This is a genomic window from Clostridium ganghwense (assembly GCF_026735165.1).
GTDB classification, from domain to species: domain Bacteria; phylum Bacillota; class Clostridia; order Clostridiales; family Clostridiaceae; genus Clostridium_H; species Clostridium_H ganghwense.
In genome coordinates this window covers 280,291-299,645 of the sequence record NZ_JAPQES010000007.1, presented here as the reverse complement: position 1 = coordinate 299,645, position 19,355 = coordinate 280,291, and the positions used below count along the sequence as shown (strand labels likewise).

General features: G+C 27.1%; 28 protein-coding genes. 18 read left to right on the top strand and 10 right to left on the bottom strand.

The genetic code is table 11. The annotated features are described in order from the left end of the window. The first annotated feature begins 227 nt into the window (after positions 1–227). Positions 228–1,562, top strand: coding sequence for a DUF4317 domain-containing protein (locus OXH55_RS18405; RefSeq protein WP_268051603.1), 1,335 nt, complete (start codon positions 228–230; stop codon positions 1,560–1,562). 268 nt (positions 1,563–1,830) lie between these two features. On the opposite strand, the gene OXH55_RS18400 is transcribed toward OXH55_RS18405, so the two are convergent. After that, the gene (locus tag OXH55_RS18400; protein ID WP_268051602.1) at positions 1,831–3,225 is read right to left on the bottom strand and encodes a L,D-transpeptidase family protein; all 1,395 of its coding nucleotides are present in this window, start codon (positions 3,223–3,225) and stop codon (positions 1,831–1,833) included. Positions 3,226–3,683: 458 nt separating this feature from the next. Here OXH55_RS18400 and OXH55_RS18395 point away from each other — a divergent pair, with 458 nt between their 5' ends. The 3 genes from OXH55_RS18395 (at position 3,684) to OXH55_RS18385 (ending at position 5,272) form a co-directional block, all read left to right on the top strand. Continuing rightward, entirely contained in the window at positions 3,684–3,962 is a 279-nt protein-coding gene (locus OXH55_RS18395) for a CD3324 family protein (protein WP_268051601.1), read from the top strand. A gap of 291 nt (positions 3,963–4,253) precedes the next feature. Further along, positions 4,254–4,913: a FusB/FusC family EF-G-binding protein gene (locus tag OXH55_RS18390; protein WP_268051600.1), complete on the top strand. Its 660-nt coding sequence runs from the start codon at positions 4,254–4,256 to the stop codon at positions 4,911–4,913. A gap of 182 nt (positions 4,914–5,095) precedes the next feature. Then, positions 5,096–5,272: a hypothetical protein gene (locus OXH55_RS18385; RefSeq protein ID WP_268051599.1), complete on the top strand. Its 177-nt coding sequence runs from the start codon at positions 5,096–5,098 to the stop codon at positions 5,270–5,272. A gap of 175 nt (positions 5,273–5,447) precedes the next feature. Here the strand turns inward: OXH55_RS18385 and OXH55_RS18380 are convergent, their stop codons facing one another. Both OXH55_RS18380 and OXH55_RS18375 read right to left on the bottom strand, forming a co-directional pair. Continuing rightward, on the bottom strand, positions 5,448–5,729 hold the full coding sequence (locus OXH55_RS18380) for a hypothetical protein (RefSeq protein ID WP_268051598.1): 282 nt from the start codon (positions 5,727–5,729) through the stop codon (positions 5,448–5,450). Positions 5,730–6,121: 392 nt separating this feature from the next. Next, positions 6,122–6,391, bottom strand: a complete 270-nt coding sequence (locus tag OXH55_RS18375) for a DUF4177 domain-containing protein (protein ID WP_268051597.1) — start codon at positions 6,389–6,391, stop codon at positions 6,122–6,124. 269 nt (positions 6,392–6,660) lie between these two features. On the opposite strand from OXH55_RS18375, the gene OXH55_RS18370 reads away from it, so the two are divergent. Both OXH55_RS18370 and OXH55_RS18365 read left to right on the top strand, forming a co-directional pair. Then, positions 6,661–7,542, top strand: a complete 882-nt coding sequence (locus tag OXH55_RS18370) for a V-type ATP synthase subunit I domain-containing protein (protein WP_268051596.1) — start codon at positions 6,661–6,663, stop codon at positions 7,540–7,542. 483 nt (positions 7,543–8,025) lie between these two features. Continuing rightward, the gene (locus OXH55_RS18365; protein WP_268051595.1) at positions 8,026–8,337 is read left to right on the top strand and encodes a hypothetical protein; all 312 of its coding nucleotides are present in this window, start codon (positions 8,026–8,028) and stop codon (positions 8,335–8,337) included. Positions 8,338–8,642: 305 nt separating this feature from the next. Here the strand turns inward: OXH55_RS18365 and OXH55_RS18360 are convergent, their stop codons facing one another. After that, positions 8,643–8,825 (bottom strand): alpha/beta-type small acid-soluble spore protein, encoded by a 183-nt coding sequence (locus OXH55_RS18360; protein WP_268051576.1) that lies wholly within the window; start codon positions 8,823–8,825, stop codon positions 8,643–8,645. 433 nt (positions 8,826–9,258) lie between these two features. Here OXH55_RS18360 and OXH55_RS18355 point away from each other — a divergent pair, with 433 nt between their 5' ends. From OXH55_RS18355 to OXH55_RS18315, 9 genes are all read left to right on the top strand, one after another. Beyond that, complete coding sequence (locus OXH55_RS18355; protein WP_268051594.1) at positions 9,259–9,987, top strand: N-acetylmuramoyl-L-alanine amidase; 729 nt, start codon at positions 9,259–9,261, stop codon at positions 9,985–9,987. A gap of 235 nt (positions 9,988–10,222) precedes the next feature. Further along, positions 10,223–10,714, top strand: a complete 492-nt coding sequence (locus OXH55_RS18350) for a hypothetical protein (RefSeq protein ID WP_268051593.1) — start codon at positions 10,223–10,225, stop codon at positions 10,712–10,714. Between the two features lie 80 nt (positions 10,715–10,794). Then, positions 10,795–11,091 carry a hypothetical protein gene (locus tag OXH55_RS18345; RefSeq protein ID WP_268051592.1) on the top strand — a complete coding sequence of 99 codons (297 nt, stop codon included), beginning with the start codon at positions 10,795–10,797 and terminating at the stop codon, positions 11,089–11,091. A 45-nt stretch (positions 11,092–11,136) separates the two neighbouring features. Further along, positions 11,137–11,259: a hypothetical protein gene (locus OXH55_RS18340; protein ID WP_268051591.1), complete on the top strand. Its 123-nt coding sequence runs from the start codon at positions 11,137–11,139 to the stop codon at positions 11,257–11,259. A gap of 179 nt (positions 11,260–11,438) precedes the next feature. Continuing rightward, the gene (locus OXH55_RS18335; RefSeq protein WP_268051590.1) at positions 11,439–11,624 is read left to right on the top strand and encodes a hypothetical protein; all 186 of its coding nucleotides are present in this window, start codon (positions 11,439–11,441) and stop codon (positions 11,622–11,624) included. A 69-nt stretch (positions 11,625–11,693) separates the two neighbouring features. Continuing rightward, entirely contained in the window at positions 11,694–12,074 is a 381-nt protein-coding gene (locus OXH55_RS18330) for a hypothetical protein (protein ID WP_268051588.1), read from the top strand. Further along, on the top strand, positions 12,071–12,631 hold the full coding sequence (locus OXH55_RS18325) for a hypothetical protein (RefSeq protein WP_268051587.1): 561 nt from the start codon (positions 12,071–12,073) through the stop codon (positions 12,629–12,631). The genes OXH55_RS18330 and OXH55_RS18325 overlap by 4 nt, the downstream gene beginning before the upstream one ends. A gap of 96 nt (positions 12,632–12,727) precedes the next feature. Then, positions 12,728–12,937 (top strand): hypothetical protein, encoded by a 210-nt coding sequence (locus tag OXH55_RS18320; protein WP_268051586.1) that lies wholly within the window; start codon positions 12,728–12,730, stop codon positions 12,935–12,937. 110 nt (positions 12,938–13,047) lie between these two features. Further along, a complete protein-coding gene (locus tag OXH55_RS18315) occupies positions 13,048–13,278 on the top strand; it encodes a hypothetical protein (protein ID WP_268051585.1) in 231 nt (76 codons plus the stop codon). A 53-nt stretch (positions 13,279–13,331) separates the two neighbouring features. On the opposite strand, the gene pdaA is transcribed toward OXH55_RS18315, so the two are convergent. The 3 genes from pdaA to plsY all read right to left on the bottom strand — a co-directional run bounded on the left by pdaA (position 13,332) and on the right by plsY (position 15,520). Beyond that, positions 13,332–14,249: a delta-lactam-biosynthetic de-N-acetylase gene (gene pdaA / locus OXH55_RS18310; RefSeq protein ID WP_268051584.1), complete on the bottom strand. Its 918-nt coding sequence runs from the start codon at positions 14,247–14,249 to the stop codon at positions 13,332–13,334. Between the two features lie 174 nt (positions 14,250–14,423). Then, the gene (locus tag OXH55_RS18305; protein ID WP_268051583.1) at positions 14,424–14,870 is read right to left on the bottom strand and encodes a YiiD C-terminal domain-containing protein; all 447 of its coding nucleotides are present in this window, start codon (positions 14,868–14,870) and stop codon (positions 14,424–14,426) included. 47 nt (positions 14,871–14,917) lie between these two features. Then, the gene (plsY, locus tag OXH55_RS18300) at positions 14,918–15,520 is read right to left on the bottom strand and encodes a glycerol-3-phosphate 1-O-acyltransferase PlsY (protein ID WP_268051582.1); all 603 of its coding nucleotides are present in this window, start codon (positions 15,518–15,520) and stop codon (positions 14,918–14,920) included. 206 nt (positions 15,521–15,726) lie between these two features. Here plsY and OXH55_RS18295 point away from each other — a divergent pair, with 206 nt between their 5' ends. Beyond that, positions 15,727–16,173: a staygreen family protein gene (locus tag OXH55_RS18295; protein WP_268051580.1), complete on the top strand. Its 447-nt coding sequence runs from the start codon at positions 15,727–15,729 to the stop codon at positions 16,171–16,173. Between the two features lie 63 nt (positions 16,174–16,236). Here OXH55_RS18295 and OXH55_RS18290 read toward each other — a convergent pair whose 3' ends face one another. After that, positions 16,237–16,959 (bottom strand): EcsC family protein, encoded by a 723-nt coding sequence (locus OXH55_RS18290; RefSeq protein ID WP_268051579.1) that lies wholly within the window; start codon positions 16,957–16,959, stop codon positions 16,237–16,239. Positions 16,960–17,153: 194 nt separating this feature from the next. On the opposite strand from OXH55_RS18290, the gene OXH55_RS18285 reads away from it, so the two are divergent. Next, complete coding sequence (locus OXH55_RS18285; protein WP_268051578.1) at positions 17,154–17,342, top strand: hypothetical protein; 189 nt, start codon at positions 17,154–17,156, stop codon at positions 17,340–17,342. Positions 17,343–17,403: 61 nt separating this feature from the next. Here the strand turns inward: OXH55_RS18285 and OXH55_RS18280 are convergent, their stop codons facing one another. Both OXH55_RS18280 and OXH55_RS18275 read right to left on the bottom strand, forming a co-directional pair. Further along, entirely contained in the window at positions 17,404–17,946 is a 543-nt protein-coding gene (locus OXH55_RS18280; protein WP_268051577.1) for a pyruvate kinase alpha/beta domain-containing protein, read from the bottom strand. 331 nt (positions 17,947–18,277) lie between these two features. After that, on the bottom strand, positions 18,278–18,460 hold the full coding sequence (locus OXH55_RS18275; RefSeq protein WP_268051576.1) for an alpha/beta-type small acid-soluble spore protein: 183 nt from the start codon (positions 18,458–18,460) through the stop codon (positions 18,278–18,280). Between the two features lie 554 nt (positions 18,461–19,014). Here OXH55_RS18275 and OXH55_RS18270 point away from each other — a divergent pair. Further along, complete coding sequence (locus OXH55_RS18270) at positions 19,015–19,161, top strand: hypothetical protein (RefSeq protein WP_268051575.1); 147 nt, start codon at positions 19,015–19,017, stop codon at positions 19,159–19,161. Positions 19,162–19,355 lie beyond the last annotated feature (194 nt).

The window sequence follows — 19,355 nt, the reverse complement described above, 5'->3', positions numbered from 1 at the left end:
TAATCAATTGCATATAATGCTTATATTCTAAATTAAAAATAACAATATAGAACATCATTTACTTGTGGTACGGTTCTCCGCATCAGTAATAAATGCAATTTTCTTCATGCAGTTTTCATATCATCTACTTTCCTTTTACCCGATAAATCTTTATTTAATATAAAAAAAATACTATACTTAATAATGATAATATGTAAATATATAAAGAATAGATTGAGGGGTCATATATGAGAAAAAAAGATATACTTGAGTTAAGAAAACGTTTTAAGAAAAATCATTGTACCTTCACTAAAATGTGCGGTTGCTATGTTAATGGTGAAAAGAATATCCTATTAAATTTCAGAGAAAGCTTTTTGAATTTAGATGAGGATGAGTACTTTAAGTACTTAGAAATCACTAAAAAAGTACTATCTGGAACTATTGGCAATAATATTTTAGAACTTAACTTCCCGCTTAATGAGAATCTTGAAAACGAAAAACAACTTTTTCTTATGCAGCTTAAAAAAAGCGAATTAAAAGATGATGATTTGCTTCAAAAATTTTATGAATCTATTATAGATAGTTATGATTATGCTGGTAATTTTTTAATACTTGTTTTTCATGATGCTTATGATGTTATTACTAAAACAACCGATAATGCTAAATTAGATGAATCTGAACAAGTGTATGAGTATATTTTGTGTGCTATATGTCCTGTTTCACTTTCTGATCCTGGTCTTAGATACTTTGAAGAAGAAAAGAAAATAAAGGCGCGTATTAGAGATTGGGTGGTGGAGGCTCCAACTCTTGGCTTTGTATTCCCTGCTTTTATAGATCGTAGTTCAGATGTTAATTCTATTATGTACTATACTAAAAATAAAAAGAGCCCTCATCCTGAATTAATGGAAGAAGCTCTAGGCTGTTCTTCAAGACAAACCGCTGCTATACAAAAAGAAACTTTCCAAGCAATAGTCAAAGATTCTGTTAGTACTGATGAGAAAAAAGCTGATAAAATTTTTATGGAAATACAGGAAAACCTAGATACCATGATAGATGAGTACAATGCAATATATGATGATACAGATAGTGAGCCTATAACTTTAACAAAGAAAAATATACAAGAACTTTTAATAGAAAGTGGAGTTCCTGAAGAAGTTACTACTAAAATTGAAGAATCTTATGTAGAAAGCTTTGGTGAGGATCTTCCTTTAGCAGAAAATCTGATTGACTCGAAAATACTTAAGGCTAGTACTCAAAGGAAAAAGGAAGAAAGGCTTGAAAAACAAGTAGAAATTCTGCAGCATAAACTTGAACAAGTAAAGAAAGAAGCAGATGAGGATAAAGAAGCTGAAGATTCTAAAAAGCTTGATGATGAGGATAATATACCTTTAGAAGATAATTTGGAGGAAGCTCCATCTACTAGTTCAGAGGATGATAATCCTAACTATGATGTTATACTTCAGGTAAAGCCTGAAAAAATACATAAAATCAAAGCTCAAATGATTGATGGTCAAAAATGCATAGTTATTCCTATTAATGAAAATGAACAGGCTACAGTTAACGGCATGGACGATTTGATTTAGGTTATATAAATTAATAAGGAAAAATAGCAAATCTCAAAAATAAAGTTTGCTATTTTTCTTTACTCTTTCTTATTTATTAAAATTGTAGCTTATATAATGGCGTTAACTTTTCTGTATAAATTAATTCTAATTTTTAACCTTATTTATGGTACGGTTCTCCGTATAAATTCTAAGTGAGTTTTTTATTTTTGCTTGACTTATGAATGACAAAACGTAGATTATTGTACATTTCAAATTCAACTTTTATCTCATTCTTTTTTATATATTTCTATTCTTTATAACAAATAATAGGAGTTCCGTCTTCTATATTATCAAAAATTGTTTTAGCTAAATACAAAGGCACATTTACGCATCCATGACTTCCATTTCTCTTATATATATCTCTTCCAAAAGAATATCTCCAGTTTGCATCATGTATTCCGATGTTCCCAAAAAAAGGCATCCAATAAGCTACTTTAACTTCATAGTCTGGTCCTGTTAAATTTGCTCCTTTTTGTTTATAATTAAGCATATAAGTTCCAAGCATAGTAGAATGTCCTTTATTGGGGTTACCTGTTACTACAGCACCTTGAGTTACAAGCTTTCCATCTTTATAAAACCATAAATGCTGCCTTGTTATATTAATTTCTACATAAGTATTGCCTATTTCATCTTCATCCCTAGATAAAGCCTTTTGAGTATATATAGGTTCTTTTTCAAGTACGTTGCCAAGTTTTATATTTTCTAATAATGCTCTTATTTCAGCATCACGATTAATTTTCCATCCATAGAGTCCACCCTTAACTTCTACTATTTTACCCATGGAGGTTTTAAAATTTCTTGCAATTCCAACTGTATCGTATTTTTTACTCAATCCTTGCACATACCTCTTAACTGCAATTTCATTTATTACAATATTTAAATTTTCATCAACACTAAGCCATTCATTTATTATATTTCCATCTAACACTTCATTTTCACTTCCCAATATATAAGTAATTTTTGTTGATACATACTTATTTAGTAAATTCTTAGTTTCAAGAGTTTTATCAGAAATTAAAGTGTACTTTGGATTTTCGTAACAAAGCTTTTCATTTAAATCTAATTTTGTTTCTCCTTCTAATATACTCATTTCTATAGATTCATTTAATTTCTTGTTAATTATCTTATTTCCATATACTTCTTCAATCACCTCATATGATTTATCTGAATACTTAAAACTTACATTTTGGGGTTCTATAATATCTTTATTTAAACAGTTTAATTCATTTATTTTATTTTCTAAATGAGCTTTATTATAAACAAATAAATCATCTACATAATATTTTTGATCCTTAAATAAGGAGATTATCCATTTAAATGAATTTTTATTGTAATAAATAATAGAAATACTATTTTTTTCATTGTATTGCACTCCTATATCTCGTCCTATTATATCTTCTGCTTCTCCACTTCTTTCTATCAACTGCAGCTTATAATCTTTAATACGGCTTCTAATTATATCATCTGCATCATCATGTGCTTTTAATGAGACATCTACTCCATTTATTACTGTATTAAAAAAGAAATGATTAGTAAAGTATACTGAAATAAGTAAATATAATAGTAAAATTGAAGCTATTAGAATAATAATATTTCCTATATCATTACTTTTAAAAAGCTTTTTTATATTAATATTTTTCATACCGATTTATACCTTTCATCAAAAATACTTTTATTTAAACATAATAACTAATTTAAAATATGTTTGTATTTTTGATTTTAAAACTTAATTTATAGATAGTAATCTTAAATATACGTTGTTTTATTTTTCTATTTTCAATTAAACAAATAAATAAAAAACCTCAAAAAAGTTTGCAAAATTACTTTTTAGAGTAAAATATCTTCAAGCCATATATTCAATTTAACATTAATTATGATATAATAGGCGTAACGTATTGGGGGTGTTTTTATGAAGGTAATTGATACATTCAGCTCCAAATCAGCTTGCTCCTCGCAAAGACTACAACAAAGTCAGCTATGCTTTGTTTGGAGCCTAAGCTGTTAATTTAGCTGAAATGCGTACATGTTTTAGGCTCTGTAACACATAGCTTTTTAGTATTCTTTGCTTTAATACTATGATAAGAGTGGAGGAGTAAGGAAATGAAGTATACAAAAGCACAAGATGTGTTACCAGAGGAAATTGTTAAAATAATACAAAAATATGTAGACGGGGAATATCTTTATGTACCCAGAAAAAAGGAAAACCATAAGGCCTGGGGAGAAAAGAGTGGTATAAAGAATAGTCTTAAGGTAAGAAATAATGAGATTTATAAAAAATACATTGATGGGGTTACTATTAATGAACTAACTCAAGAATATTACCTGTCAGAAAAGAGTATAAGAAGAATAATACGTCAAGGAAAACTTCTATGCTCATAATCATTACAGAATTATTTATTAGATTGAATGCTTATTTTAAACTATGTTATGATTTCATTATGGCAATCCAATGAGAGTTATCATTTCTAATTTAAGACAAGATTCAGAAGTAAAATGATTATGAATATGGAGTATGTTTTAAATCAGGATGATTATTGTTACTTTCAGTTGGAGTAATAATAATCATCTTTTTGTTAGTGGGCTAATGGTAAAATAAAACTGTAAGTAAGGTCATATTTACTTACATGAATAATAAAAACAACATATGTTAAAAAAGAGGTGCTAGATTTTATGAATGCTTTTATAAAAAAATATCAGTATAATTATATAAAAAAATGTTTAAAGGATTTAAATAATGCTTTCAGAGGTTGTGTAGATATTAACATTATTGAAGCAACTAAAGCATATATAAACGAGAAAATATTATGTCTTTTTACAAATTTATCTGAGGAAGAAAAAGAGCTTCTTGATATTAGTAAAATAAATGATCACTTGCAAATTGATAATTATTTATCTGGATTGGATGAATATATATATGGAATGCAAAACATTACAAATGCGCAAATTAATAAATTATTTAAAAAGGAAAAGAAATTTAAATTACCAAACATAAATGCACAAGATTCAAAGAATGTGTATTTAGGTTGGATTGATGAATCTATTAGAAAATTATTTGTAGTTTACAATATGAATGATAAACTCATAGGTATGGCATGTAGAATTTCAAATCATAGTTCCAATAATACTCATGTGTGTGCGCTTTGCAATCATGTAGGTAACCAAAATGAAGTAGCCTTTGTTTCACCTATCTGTAAAACAGCTAATAGTAAGAATGGCAACTATAGGTCAATAGGCTTTGATATATGTTTAGATAGCGCGAAGTGTAATGAGCGAATTGTAGCTGTCGAAAAGCTTGAGAAAATTTTAAAGGATGTTAACAATATAAAGTAACCCCCATATCTAGATATTCTCCACAAGTGAAAAATCAAGAAATAAATTATAATTGAGATTTTTCAGCTTAAGCACTGGCTACAGACTTTACAGTCGTTAGCTGGTGTTTTTGTTATAAAAAATACTTGAAGTGACAATAATTCTTAATGATTTAAATTTATTAAGATAGGAGAATAAACAATATGGAAAAAGGAGAGTATGTACAAATTCTAGATCATTCAGAATGGCATGGAATGATAGGAATAATAGATGAAGTTATAAACTCTATACCGTATGTATTTTGTGTTCATATGCCGTATTATAGATATGCTATTACTTCTAAAATGAGAAGATATGTAAAAAAGATTGAATTTCAATAGACACAATAAACTAAGGTTATTTCAAGAAAGACAAGAGGAGAGAATTATGGGCAAATATCTTGAAGGAGAAGAAATTATCCATATAATAAAACATAGATTTTATAAAAGAGTAAAAGGTATAGTAAGGCAGATAAAGTATTAAGTGTATAGTACTTAATACTTTATCTTTATCTTATTATTTTTTCATTGATTGGATATTAGTTTTTATGAAAGTATTATTGCCGATGATATTTTTCCAAGCGGCTGATACGTCTAATGAACCAACAAAAATTCTATCATCAGTATCTAAATATTGACTAAGATTATCTCTGATTTCTACGGGAGAATCATTAGTTACTAAAAACCAACATGATTCAGTTATTTTAGTATTAGGATAACTTTCAATTGCAACGATTAAATCTTGATAGTCTTTTTTATCACCACAAAGATCGTAAGTAACAATTTTACACTTTGCCATTAACTACACCCCCTTTCACTACTATAGATTATTCAATAATAAATATAAAAATACTCCTATAATTCAAAATAAAGGAATATGAAATATCGTCTAATATAGAATTTTACATTAGAGAAGGGTTTAGAGTGTGAAGATTATTTAATTGGAATTTACTATGTTGAGATAGGAGTTATATAAAAGATTTTGCAGATGATGAGGATGCAAAAGGACATATAGAAGACAGACAATAACTCAAAATCTAAATAGTATGTAGATTCTAATGGAAAAGGACTCATAAAAGGATACAAGTAAGAGTACAGGGGGAAAATATATCATGTACCAGGAAGTACTTATTATGATAGAACAAAAATTGATGATGTGGAAAGATGAATACTTAGGAGTTATGTATACCACTAGTACGTGTAATTAATGCTAAGTGTAGAGTAAAAAAACAAAACAAGTGATTTAATAGTAAAAATGTTCCTGTTTAGGGATGAAATATAATATTTTGCAATTTTACCACAACTTAGTGCACCATATCCGCTGATTGCTGGTGCAAAAATTTGAATTAATTTCGAATCTTCTACTGCATATTCTTTAATTATTTTGTGATAATCTTCTGTAGGATTTACTCGTAAAAAGCCTGACTTCATTTCTATTTTTTCAAATTTGTACTCATACATTTTCACATCCTCCTTTTTCATTAGGACTGTCAAAAAAAGATTTACCAAATACATTTTCATCTTAACTATCACTTTTCTATTTCCTTAAGTAAAAGAATATCCCCATATTTAACGAGAGAGATTAATTTTTATATAGCTAATAATTTATTAACGTTAAACATTAGTTAAATCATTTAAAATAAATTAGTTTAACCAAGAGTTTAAGGTTAAACCAATTATTGAAAAGTTAAAGTGATGGTAGTAAAATAAAAGGAAAGGAGATGTTTATAATGGAAAATAATAAAGAAAAATCAGTATTATGGGGAGTTAAAGTACCAGAGAGTTTAAAAGAAAAAGCCAAGAAGGTTATGGGAGAATCTGATTTAAAAGGGGAGGAGTTTGTTAGAAAGCTTTTAAATCTATTTGAATTAGATAATATGAAAAAAGAGGATGATCTTGCTTCTAATGTTGATGAACTTCAGCATCATTTAAATAGGGTTGTAGAAATATATAAAGATACTATTCAGAAGGGGAGAGTTCAAAAAGAAAAGGTTGTTGAAGCAAATAAAGAAGTTTTTTCTATTAAAGATGCTGAAATAGAAACATATAAAGAAGAAATAGCTGTAATTAAAGAAGAATTAAAACAAGCAAATGATAAATTAAAATTAGAAATGGATTCTAAAAAAGAAGCTTTTGACAATCTGAATAAACTAGAAGAAGATTTTGCTACAACAAAAGAGTTGAATGCTAGTTACAAGAAACAAGTAGAATCTTTAGAAGTTCAAACTAAAGAACTTAAATATGTTAAAAAAGAAGATGATAAAAATATAAAAGAACTTGAAAAGAGTAGTGTGGAGTTAGAAAAATTAGTTGAAGCTCTTGAGGGTGAGATAAAGTTAAAAAGTAATGAAAATGAAAAATTAAAGGAACAACTTTCTGGCAAAGATGCTGAAATAATAAAGCTAAGAGAAGAGAAAGAAAAAGCTTTAGAAAGTATTGAAAAACAAGCTGAATTTAAAAAAGAAAAAGCCGTATTCTCAAAAGAAAGAGAAATGCAAAAGCTTATAGATGCTGTAAAAACAGAAGCTGTTAAAGTAAAAGAAGAATCTTTGAATAAAGAAAAAGAATTATTAAATAGAATAGAAGAGCTAAAAAAAGAAATTGAATCTTAAGAAGCAGTAACCAAAAGAGTATAGAGAGTTGAATAAGTCTAAAAGCAAGAGAGGTAGCTATAAAGAGCGCCTCTTTTTTAATAGTTATAAATAAATTATGGATAAAGGAAATGTTTATAAAATAAAAAAAAAGAATTTCAAGTAAAATGAAGTAAAATTTGTAAAGAAATAGGATTTAGTTTACATACTTATAATTATGTAAACTAAATTTAAAATGTAAACCTAACCCAAACTCTCGAAATACCCTAGAACATATAAATTAGCTTTGAAATATCACTAAATTTTTATTTAGAACAATTTTTTATAAGGATATAAAAACTTAGTAATCTTTCAAAACAAACTTATATATCAGAGTTTCTATAAAAAAGAGTAGAAAAGTATATAACGGATATGAAAGAGATTTATATGTATTAACTTTAGTATTTTAATAAAAAATAGAAACAAAAGAAACTAAAAGTTATTGCATAGAAGGGAGATAATAAGATGAAGTATGATAAAGATAAATTTATTGATATATTAAAAACACTAAAGGAAAATTTAACAAATGATGTAGAGTTTAGTGAAATTAGAGCATTGGAAACTAATCCATCAACTCAAGTAATTGGATTCAAGAGTAAAAATAATAAAAAGGAAGGAATGATAGTTGTTGGTGAAAATAATAATAGAATTGTTGTTGAAGTGATTGTTGATGAAGAAAAGGATAAAAGTAAAGGAACTCCAGTAGTGGAAATGAAAGAATTTAACATTGAGGCGATTAATGAACTAATAGAATGGTTGAAAAAGTACTGCAAATAGAAATTTATAAACAACATAAAGAAAAGAAAAATTTTAAAAAATAGGACGTGAAGATAAAAAAGTACCCTCTGAGAAGGGTACTTTTAAAAGATTAAATTTTGATGAATTTTAAAGTGTTCAGGATAAGAACGTGTCAGCTCTTACCTTAAGTATATCATATCAAGAGTTGTTTTCTCAATATGTAGTATATGTAAGAAACGTGAGTTTATCCTTAGAATATGAAAGGATGAACAGAAAGGTTATTCTAAAAGGAGATGGGGGACATGCAATAACATATCCCCAAATAGTACAGACAATAACACAGATTATAGATTTTTCTCGTATGATTCAACCATTCTTTTAACCATTTCTCCACCGACAGAACCGTTTTGCTTAGAAGTAAGTTCGCCGTTATATTCGCTTAATGGTACGTTTAATTCTTTAGCTACTTCTGCTTTGAATTTATTTAAACCAGGTTTTGCGTTAGGTACTAATTTTTGATAACTCATATATGTTACCTCCTTTATTAAGTTACATTCTTAGGTTGTGCAGTTTATAAGTAAATATGTTGGTGAATGAATGGCAAAAGAGGAAACTAATTTAGTTTGCATATTTAACATTATGTAAACTAAATTTAAAATGTAAACCTGAATCAAACTTTCGAAACATTTTAAAACATATAAATTCGCTTTGAAATATCACTAAATTTTTATTTAGAACAACTTTTTATAAGGATATAAAAAATTAGCAATCTTCCAAAACAAACTTATATATTATATCTTTTATAAAAAAATGAAAAGAAGTGAGAAGAAAGAGTATAAGAGAGAAAAGAGTGATTATAAGATATAGTGAAAGAGAATGTTTAAAAGTTTAATAAAAAATATATTTTTTTACAATCAAAAATGAATTATTTAAATAAAATGATAATGGGAGGAGGATATTATGAAAATATTTATAGATCCAGGACATGGAGGAATGGATAGTGGAGCTGTAGGCAATGGACTTTTAGAAAAGGATATAGCTCTTGATATATCTCTAAAACAGAAAATACTGTTTGAAAAGTTGGGTCATATAGTTAAAATATCTAGAACCACGGATAAGTATGTAGATTTATCTGTAAGAACTACAGAGGCAAATAATTGGGGTGCAGATATATTTATTTCAAATCATATAAATGCTGGAGGCGGAGTTGGCGAAGAAGTTTGGTGTTCTATTTATGGTGGCAAAGGAAGAGAATATGCTACTAAAGTAGAAAAAGAATTATCAACATTATTTAAAAGCAGAGGGGTTAAAACTAAGCGAGGCTCAGATGGAGATTATTTCTATGTTATAAGAGAAACTATTATGCCTGCGATTTTAAATGAAATTGGTTTTATAGATAATACCGAAGATGCAGCGAAATTAAAAAAAGAAGATATAAGACAGAGATGTGCTGAAGCTGTTGTTATGAGTATATGTGGCAAGTTACCAGAAGAACAATTTAAACCAATACCTTTAAGAACTAATTATAAAGTTGCAGCAATAAATATCGTAAGTGGAAAATTAAATATTGTTAAAACTTTTGAAAAGGATGCATATGTGACAGCTTCTAAAGAAGATGGAGAGTTTTATGGATTAGATATAAATGGTGTGATGGGTTGGATACCAAAAGAAAGTACCAGACTAAGATAGGATAATAGCAAAATTCAAAAATATTTGATTTTACCTTGAGCTTAAGCTCAGGGGTTTTTGTTTTATAATTATATGTAAACATGATATAATGAGTTCAGTGGTAGCTGTTGTTTTGATACCGCAATAAAGTCTAATTAGGCTTTATTTTTTTATTAAAATTAAAAAAAATAATTTAATGTTTAATAAAAATAGAGTGAAAAGTTAGTTTTAACAGCATAGAAAGAGGTGTATTTGAATGAGTAGTATTTTAGAGCAATATGCAATTAATACAGAGGATTCAAAAGTAATTGTGTTAAAAGATATAAAGATAAATATATTAGATAATAACTATACTTTGCACAAAGGAACTATCTATGATATGCATGGATATTATTATGTGATAGAAAATGATGAAACTGAATTATATTATACTATTAAAATTAATGGTAATGTTCCAATTTCAGTATCTGGAAGATATATATCGCAGTTGTGTTATATATGTATAGATGATTGGTCTATTAAAGATAAGGAATGTTTAGTAGGATTGTGCAATGAACCTGATAAAGATATTAGATTAGCTAGTATATTAGATATAGAAGAAGAAATTAATGAATCCTGTGTTAGTGAAGGAACACCTTATGAAGAGAGAGAAATGTACGCTTGGAATGGAGATAATGGTGGCATTATAGTAGCAAAAGAAGGAGTATATATTTGGAGTGAAGAAAGTAATAAGTATGTATGTTTTTGAGATTAAATTATGAGTTTAAAAATGTAAAAGTATAAAAGAGTCTTTCTAAGGAAAACATAACTTTAGAAAGGAGAATGGGAATGATTGATGTTTATGAATATGGAGATTTAAAAGTAGATATTGATAATTTGCATGATATATTAGTTAATAGACTTGGTGGAGGAGAATATAATACAGAAGATATTTTGGTAGCATATCGAGGTGCTTATGAGAATGATGTACAAACTGCATTAGGAGCATCTTGGGATGTTTATTTTGGAGAAATATTAAAACAATGTGAAGGTAGAACTGGTGGTAAAATAATAAAAGAAGTAAAACATAATGATAGAGATGATGAAGCTGCAACTTCATTATGGAAAGTATTCTCAACAGAATAAAACTTTTAAGTGGGGGAAATATAATGTTTGAAAGGAGAGGATATTATGCCAACAAAATCAGAAAGAAAGAAGAAAAATGATAATAAGACTACAGATCCTAAAAGTGCAAATCCCATTACTTTAGATGTTGATCCCAATATGAAGAAACCAGTAAGAGGATTACCTTAAATTTAAATATAAATTTAGTAAAAAGAGCTATTAGGCTCTTTTTTTAATATACTCATACATTTACATATATATAATTATTTGAAGTGAAATTCAAATGTAAACTCACATCATACTTTTAAATTAAGAATAAAACTTTTAGAAATGGTAAATCTACTTTTAAGAGAGGTAGGTGAGTTAATATGATTAGAAATGAATTTACTGAAGGTAACCACGAAGAAACAGTTGAAAAAGTAAGGAGTTATATGAAGCATGGAATGGGAAGACAGCAAATTAAGGAATTAACTAATCTAACAGACGAGCAAGTTGATAATATACAGAATAAAATTAAAAATAAAAGAGAAAAAGAATATAATGACTTGATATAAGAGCTACTGATTAAGTAAAATCCCGATGCAATTCGGGATTTTACTTTGTAATAACAGAAAGGAGAAAATATGAAAATAAAGTTATTTACACATAATGATTTAGATGGAGTTGGTTGTGGAATTTTATGTGAAGTAGCATATAAAGATAATATCAATATTGAATATTGCAATTATAGTGGTGCTGAGAATATTAATGTAAAAGTAAAAAACTTTATATTGTCTAATGAATATGAAGAATATGATATGATTTTTATTACTGACATTTCAGTTAACGAAGAGGTTGCTGAACTAATTAATGACAATATTGAGGCCAAACACATTCAGTTATTAGATCATCATAATACTGCAAAATGGTTAAATGATAAATATGAGTGGTCTAAGGTATTAGAATGTGTGGAGGATGGTATTAAACACTGCGGTACTATGATGTTTTATTATGAATTATTATGAATTATTATGAATTATTAGATAGAGGGATTAATTTTATTGATAATGTTTTTAATTTTGCTGAAATGGTTAGGAGATATGATACTTGGGAATGGAAAACAATATTTAAGGATAATAATTCTAAACAATTAAACGATTTATTAAGGATATATGGCAGAGATAAATTTATAGAAAAAATGGTGGTTAAACTAAATAATAACAAATACATATTTGATGAAAATGATAAGTTAGTATTAGAGTTAGAACAAGAAAAAATAAATCGATATATTGAGGATAAAAATACTAAAATCATACCAAAAGTTATTAAAGGGTTTAATATAGGAATAGTATTTGCAGAACAATATATCTCAGAATTGGGTAATAGATTAGCTGAATTAAACCCTCATTTAGATTTTATAGCTATGATAGATATGTCTACTGTAAATTATAGAGGGATAAAAGAAAATATTGATTTAGGACAATTTGCTAAATTATATGGTGGAGGTGGACACCCTAAAGCAAGCGGAAGTCAAATAAGTGATGAAATCAGGAATAAAATTATTGATTTAATATTTAATTAATAATAAAAAATGCAAATCTAAATCATACCATATAAGTATAGAATAAACCTTATATTTAAGGGAAATCTATTATGAGAAAGGAGTGCATATATTATTATGAATAAAGGAAATAAACGAGCAGTATATTTTGAGGGTAAAGAAATATCAAGAGAAGAGATTCAAGAGATAAAAAACAACCAAATTGAAAATATAGAAGAAAAAGAAGAAACTATAATGTCACCTACTATGATGAGAACAAATTCTAATGGAGATATCGAAGAAGTGAAAATAGAACCAGCTATGTATGAAATAGAAAATAAAAAATGAATATATGAAAGAGAAATGAAAAGTGATCTTTTTTATGAAAAATATAAGAATAATAAAGTGAATAAAATTCCTTCTCCTAAAATATATTAAATTATTAGGAGGAGGATAATATGAAAATAAGCTTCTTTTATAAACGTAAAGATGGATATATTATTAGTAATGAAACTAATTGTACTGAAGAAGCAGATAAAAATACAAAAACTATAAAAAAAATTGCAGAACATATAGAGAAACAATGTGAAGAATATAGAGATGAAATAGATTTTAGTGAAGATAATGAAGAATTGAAAAAACTTTTAAAGGCGTTTAAAGAAGAACTTAAAAATAGAGAGAAAATATGATTAACTAAAATTAAATTTGATATCAAAAAAGAGCCCAAAGAGTAGGCTCTTTTTTAGTTAGGTAATTCATTTAAACTCTTAATTTCATATCCTTGGTTCTTCCATTCTGTAATTACGCTATCTAATATTTCAGCATTAGTTTTTGAAACAGCATGCAGCAGGATAACAGCGCCATTATGAGTTCTGTCCATTATACGTTTTTTAGCAAATGTTGGGGAAGGTTGCTTATTACGCTGCCAGTCATTATAGGCAAAACTCCAAAATATAGTTTTATAACCATAGTTTTTTGTATAATGTAATGATAATTCGCTATATTTGCCCATAGGAGGTCTGAAATATTTAGGCATTTTTTTTTCGGTAACTTCTTCAAAAGCTTCTTCTACATCGATTAGCTCTTTATTAAATTTCTCTTGGTCTTTTATAGAAGCCATAGAGGGATGTCTTGCACTATGGTTACATACTAGATGACCTTCATCTACCATTCTTTTAATCAAATCAGGGTTTGATGTAATATATGGTTTGACAACGAAAAAGGCTGCATTAACATTATGTTTTTTTAGCACATCTAAAATATGTGCTGTATGCCCATTTTCATATCCTTCATCAAAAGTTAAATATAAAATTTTTTTAGAAGTATCTCCTAAATAATAGCAGTCATATTTGGAAACGAGATCTACAGTTTCTTTAGGAGACTCAGGTGGCATTCCATTACTACGATGTTTAAAATACCAATTATATTCCTTTGTATCAAAACCATTGTAGGCTTCATTAGTAAAAACATTTCTCAAATATTCTTTTAAAGGATTTCTTGAGTATTCTTTAAAAGTAGTATTGGATTGGGGCGTTTTGCTTGAAGCTATATTACACTTAGTTAAGTAATTATTATTTGCATTTTTACTTAGGCTATTACTTGATAGACAATTAACTGTAAGTAATGATAATAAAACAGTACTTATAAGCTTGATATTCACATAATCACCTCTATTTTTAATTTTTGTATTAATTTATTTAAAAATATTAAATAGATTAATACAGTAGAAACTTATTAAATACTATAAATAGTATGCTCAATGTATGGGTGATAAATGTAAATATAAATTAAGAACGTATAAAACATTGTACTTTGGGAAAATTTATTATGTTTTTTATTTATATGCAACATATAAGCCTTGAAATTTTGCTGCTAAGGTTTGCTCGTCATAACAAGATATATTAAGTTTTAATTTTGATTTTTTATGTTTACTATATGTTCTTGAAAAGTTTTTTATATTTTCTTGATCTTTATCTGACAAAACACATTCTGCAACAAAATCATTACTAATTGGAGCTAAATAATTTATACTACTTTTCTGAAGTACTATATGAGTATTTACATCAATTTCTTTAATGTGTATATATGTCATAGCCCAGCCACAAATAGTCAATAAACAATTTATACTTCCACCAAATGCTGTAGACATATGGTTTATATTTGGTTCTAACTTTGCTGATATTCTTACCTTAGATGGTGTAAATTCTAAAACATTAAAATCCATTGCTTTTGTAAGCGGTATTTGATTATGTAAAAACTGTTGAAATTCATATTCAGTCATTTTTTAACCTCCATTTATTTATGGATGTGTTTAGTATCCTAATAAATTTATTTTTCTTCGTTTTTAAATAGCCTTATTATATTATCTTTGTGTCTAATTATCATTAAGATAGCTGCTATTGTAGAAGCAACAATAATAGGTAAAGAAAATTTCATAACTACGCAGGCTATAGGTATAACTACACCCAAAGCAATAGATCTAATAGATACTATGTCTGTAAATAAACGTAAAACAAAATGAATTATTACTGCTAACAAGGTCGGAACTGGAGCAAGTATTAGAAATGTTCCTACTGTTGTGTTAACTCCTTTTCCACCTTTAAATCCAAGAAAAATAGTATAGTTATGTCCTAGTATTGCAGACATTGCAATAAGAGAAAGATAAACATCAGTTGAAACAGGTAAATTAACGGTACTTGCTATATTTATACCTATTGTTATAGGAATAATACCTTTTAAAATATCTATTATTTGTGTAATAGTTGATATTTTATTTCCTGCTATTCTCCTAACATTTGTAGACCCAATGTTACCACTGCCTTTAGTTCTAATGTCAATTCCACATAATCTCTTAACAATAAAATACCCGCTTGGAATTGAGCCACATAAATAAGAAAATAAAATAGTTAGTGCTAGAATTAAATAGTCCATAGTTAAACCTCCAATTTATCAATATGTAATAGAGTATATTATCTATATGAATTTTTTGCAACATTTTCACTAAACCATGTTAATTTACTTTAGATAATATTAAAGAAATTTAAAATAATAGATGTATTAAAGGGTGAAGTTTCCAATTTTATAACTATAGCATACTATGTACAAGATGTATTCTTGTATAAAATGGAGGGATAGTTTTGAAAAAGCTAAAACCAGAAAAATTATCTGTTGAATATCGCCAAGTGGTTACTCCAACACAACCTGTTATACCTAGACGTTATACCTTAACCCATTCCGATATTACAGGAGAACTTTTCCTAACTATAGGATCACAATATGCTTTTGACAAAATTGGTCCAACACGAGATGAAGTATTAGCAGAATGGAAATTAATCAATAATGAGTATATTCTTTATGTGTATGTATATGTGAATGGACAATTTGGAATGATTAATGCCTGTATACGTAATAAATTTTTTATTAAGGAATTACCATTAGCATTAGAAGCTATTTTTTATGGTGATAGGGCTTTTTTAAAAGTACATCCAGAATTATATAATTCACCAATCTGGATATATTTTGATTCAGTATATCCCCAATTTAATCGTATTGAATATTGGGGAGTTCCGTTTGATTATAAGTAACTATTAAAAAAGTGCTAAAATAGCACTTTTTTAATAGTTATGATTATTTTATTGGATATTGTCTTATTTAACATTAAACAATCTCAATCTATAAGCATTAATAGCTGTTTCTCCGAGTTTATCTATTAATTGATAGTTAGCATAAGCTCCAACTACTGCTCCAATACCTGGGATAAACTGCAACATTTTTGCTAAGTCAATATAATCCCTATACTCTTGTTGGAAAGTTCTCCAGTCAAAAGAATCCACATTTAGAGGTAACTGTTTAATATAGTTATCCCAATCTAAAACTTGCTTGTAAACTTCTACTCTGTTTTCTTGGCTTGAAAAAGCTAATTGAAAAACATACAAGATATATAGTCTTTCTTTATAGTTTCTTACATCAAAACCATATAAACTAGCTGTATCAAAGAGAAATTTTATTTTTAGGCTTAAAAGAATAGGAAAATCTGCTAACCCAACTAAAAGACCTCCAGCTCCAGTGCCAGCACCGCTAACAGCTGCAGCTTTCTTATAAAAATCTATCTTTTCTTTTACTAACCTTTCACGTTCCTCTAGGCATGTATTAGCTAGTGGTTTTCTTGTAATAAACTTAGAACCACTCAATACCCCCTTAACCATATTTTTAATTGCTTCCGTAATTACCTTTTGAGCTTTTTCAGGAATTAAGGTATTTACTTTATTTTGTAAGCCTTTGCTTATACGACTTGCAAAAGAAGGTTTCTTGCTCATTTTTCGTTGCCATACTCGCAGCTCTTGTACGGCTTTTTTTTCATAGTTATTCATTTTTACTCCTCACAAAATATTAAATTTATTATTCAAAATTAAATTTTAGTTAGCAATATAAAAGTATTACTTATAATATTTTATTATAAGTAATACTTGCACAATTATACCATAAAATGCCTAAAAAATATAAATAGTAATCATAAATACCTTGAACTATTATCATAAAATTAAATAAGATAATAGTATAGGAATTGCAAGGAGAGATAATTTTTAAATTAATTGGTCTAATTATTAAGATAGTAGGTACATTTGTTGGGGGAGTGATTGGTTTAGCTTTAATGATTTTAGGAGTAATTATAACTTTAACTATACTAGGATCACCAATAGGTATTCCAATAGCTATATTTGGATTTTTAATTATGATAAAAGCAATATTTTAAAGATAATCTATAAATAAATCAACCCTGGTATTATACCAGGGTTTTATAATAAATTTAAATATTAAATAGGTTTACATATAATTTCATTAATTTTTGTATCTAGTATATTATTAGCATGATTAGGTGTAATTATAACTGCAGTATCTGCACCTTGTGATGAGCCACCTATTGCTATAATTGGTTCACCATAAGGAATTAAACCTGCGTCCAAAGCCATAACTGAAATTTCTACGCAAACTTTAGTTCCTTGACCAAACATTTTTAAAGTATAAGCCATTATTTCTATAGGAGATATTCCACCAAATTTTTTACTAAACCCTCTTTCTGCACCACTTAAAACATGAGTGGTAGTTAAAACTTTCATACCTGAATCTGTAAGTTCTTTATGTACTGCTTTAGACATTTTATTTTTCCCAGGTTCCTTAGAGCCTGTTGCAAGAGTTACACATATAACATTCTTATCTCTAATATCTTTTAAAAACTTTGCAGTGGAACCACTACCAGAAGCTACCACAATATTTCTTATATTTCTTTCTTCAGCAACTTTAACTGCTAGTTCTAGAGTTCTTTCGGTATTAATTTTTCCTGATTCTTTAAAGTACATTAATTCACACTCCCCCATAATTTCACTATTATCAAATCAATTATAACACAAACAATTGAAAAAAGAGGTAGGAGGTAGAAGAAATGAATCAAAGCTATATTATATTGCTTATTATTTTATTTTTGAGTTTGTTCATAAAAAACGATTCACTGACAATTGCAAGTTCAATACTTATGGTGTACCAGTTGGTCCTTTAGTCTCATCTGGTATAACATTAGTTATATATAATTTATTTAAATTTCTAAAAGAATTATTTTTATGATATTAATTAAAGAACTTAAGAATAAATTTTAAAGAGGATATGTCCTAACATATCCTCAAGTAACATGAATTATAGATTTTTTTCGTATGATTCTACCATTCTTTTAACCATTTCGCCACCGACAGAACCATTTTGTTTAGAAGTAAGTTCACCGTTGTATTCACTTAAAGGTACGTTTAATTCTTTAGCTACTTCTGCTTTGAATTTATTTAAACCAGGTTTTGCGTTAGGTACTAATTTTTGATAACTCATATATATTACCTCCTTAATTAGGTTACATTCTTAGGATATACAATTTTAATAGGAATATGTTGGTGAAAGGATGGGAAAAGAGGAATCGTTTATTATATAAAAGTAAAAAATAAAAGTACAGTAGGAGTTTGGTATTAGAATAACAAGAATAGTAAAAAAGGTAGATTACGTAAGAAAAGTAGTACTAGTAAAATAAATTTAAGAAAAAATATCAACAAAGAATTTATAGAAATAGATCTATACAGCATTTAGGGGAGAGTGGCTATTGATTATTTTAAAGATAATGCAGAAAATAATTTACATATTAAATATTATGTAAATTAAAACCAAAATGTAAACTAAATTACACACTTTAAATATTATAAATACATATGAATTTTATTTAAAATATTACTAATTCTTTATTTTAAACAAATTTTTATAAATTAGCAACTCTTTTTATATAAATTTATATGTATTAATTGTAATGTTTTAACTAAAAATAAGCACAAATAAGTAATTAAATAAAACTTTTTTTATAAGGAAAAAATTAATTTTAGAAAGGAGCATTGTAAGTGGATAAAGAAACAAAAGAATTATTATTAGAAATTGAATCTGAAATAAAAAATATTGATAATAGATTAAAGCAAATAGAAATGAAAGCATCTAATGGTAATTATGTTTATTCAGAGCAAAATGAAAAATATAAAGGTAATGAATAATAAAATATTAGAGCCTAAGGGCTCTTTTTTCATGAAAACCAAATTAGAATTACAGAGAATATGAAAAAAATGAAAAAAATATGAATGAAACTTGCGAAATTCAATCCATATTTTGTAAAGTATATAAAAATTCCCGAGGGGTTATAAAATCGTGTGCAGGATTTAAATGATGTATATTTCAATTTGGTATCTTT

What these genes read in the sequence shown, in the direction of transcription:
- OXH55_RS18330 (WP_268051588.1), top strand. Translation starts at nt 11,694, where the DNA reads ATGAAAATAAAGTTATTTACACATAATGATTTAGATGGAGTTGGTTGT.
- plsY (WP_268051582.1), bottom strand. Translation starts at nt 15,520, where the DNA reads ATGGACTATTTAATTCTAGCACTAACTATTTTATTTTCTTATTTATGT.
- OXH55_RS18335 (WP_268051590.1), top strand. Translation starts at nt 11,439, where the DNA reads ATGATTAGAAATGAATTTACTGAAGGTAACCACGAAGAAACAGTTGAA.
- OXH55_RS18305 (WP_268051583.1), bottom strand. Translation starts at nt 14,870, where the DNA reads ATGACTGAATATGAATTTCAACAGTTTTTACATAATCAAATACCGCTT.
- OXH55_RS18370 (WP_268051596.1), top strand. Translation starts at nt 6,661, where the DNA reads ATGGAAAATAATAAAGAAAAATCAGTATTATGGGGAGTTAAAGTACCA.
- OXH55_RS18395 (WP_268051601.1), top strand. Translation starts at nt 3,684, where the DNA reads ATGAAGTATACAAAAGCACAAGATGTGTTACCAGAGGAAATTGTTAAA.
- OXH55_RS18385 (WP_268051599.1), top strand. Translation starts at nt 5,096, where the DNA reads ATGGAAAAAGGAGAGTATGTACAAATTCTAGATCATTCAGAATGGCAT.
- OXH55_RS18280 (WP_268051577.1), bottom strand. Translation starts at nt 17,946, where the DNA reads ATGTACTTTAAAGAATCAGGAAAAATTAATACCGAAAGAACTCTAGAA.
- OXH55_RS18400 (WP_268051602.1), bottom strand. Translation starts at nt 3,225, where the DNA reads ATGAAAAATATTAATATAAAAAAGCTTTTTAAAAGTAATGATATAGGA.
- OXH55_RS18350 (WP_268051593.1), top strand. Translation starts at nt 10,223, where the DNA reads ATGAGTAGTATTTTAGAGCAATATGCAATTAATACAGAGGATTCAAAA.
- OXH55_RS18345 (WP_268051592.1), top strand. Translation starts at nt 10,795, where the DNA reads ATGATTGATGTTTATGAATATGGAGATTTAAAAGTAGATATTGATAAT.
- OXH55_RS18325 (WP_268051587.1), top strand. Translation starts at nt 12,071, where the DNA reads ATGAATTATTATGAATTATTAGATAGAGGGATTAATTTTATTGATAAT.
- OXH55_RS18315 (WP_268051585.1), top strand. Translation starts at nt 13,048, where the DNA reads ATGAAAATAAGCTTCTTTTATAAACGTAAAGATGGATATATTATTAGT.
- OXH55_RS18365 (WP_268051595.1), top strand. Translation starts at nt 8,026, where the DNA reads ATGAAGTATGATAAAGATAAATTTATTGATATATTAAAAACACTAAAG.
- OXH55_RS18375 (WP_268051597.1), bottom strand. Translation starts at nt 6,391, where the DNA reads ATGTATGAGTACAAATTTGAAAAAATAGAAATGAAGTCAGGCTTTTTA.
- OXH55_RS18320 (WP_268051586.1), top strand. Translation starts at nt 12,728, where the DNA reads ATGAATAAAGGAAATAAACGAGCAGTATATTTTGAGGGTAAAGAAATA.
- OXH55_RS18340 (WP_268051591.1), top strand. Translation starts at nt 11,137, where the DNA reads ATGCCAACAAAATCAGAAAGAAAGAAGAAAAATGATAATAAGACTACA.
- OXH55_RS18360 (WP_268051576.1), bottom strand. Translation starts at nt 8,825, where the DNA reads ATGAGTTATCAAAAATTAGTACCTAACGCAAAACCTGGTTTAAATAAA.
- OXH55_RS18390 (WP_268051600.1), top strand. Translation starts at nt 4,254, where the DNA reads ATGAATGCTTTTATAAAAAAATATCAGTATAATTATATAAAAAAATGT.
- OXH55_RS18290 (WP_268051579.1), bottom strand. Translation starts at nt 16,959, where the DNA reads ATGAATAACTATGAAAAAAAAGCCGTACAAGAGCTGCGAGTATGGCAA.
- OXH55_RS18405 (WP_268051603.1), top strand. Translation starts at nt 228, where the DNA reads ATGAGAAAAAAAGATATACTTGAGTTAAGAAAACGTTTTAAGAAAAAT.
- OXH55_RS18380 (WP_268051598.1), bottom strand. Translation starts at nt 5,729, where the DNA reads ATGGCAAAGTGTAAAATTGTTACTTACGATCTTTGTGGTGATAAAAAA.
- OXH55_RS18275 (WP_268051576.1), bottom strand. Translation starts at nt 18,460, where the DNA reads ATGAGTTATCAAAAATTAGTACCTAACGCAAAACCTGGTTTAAATAAA.
- OXH55_RS18355 (WP_268051594.1), top strand. Translation starts at nt 9,259, where the DNA reads ATGAAAATATTTATAGATCCAGGACATGGAGGAATGGATAGTGGAGCT.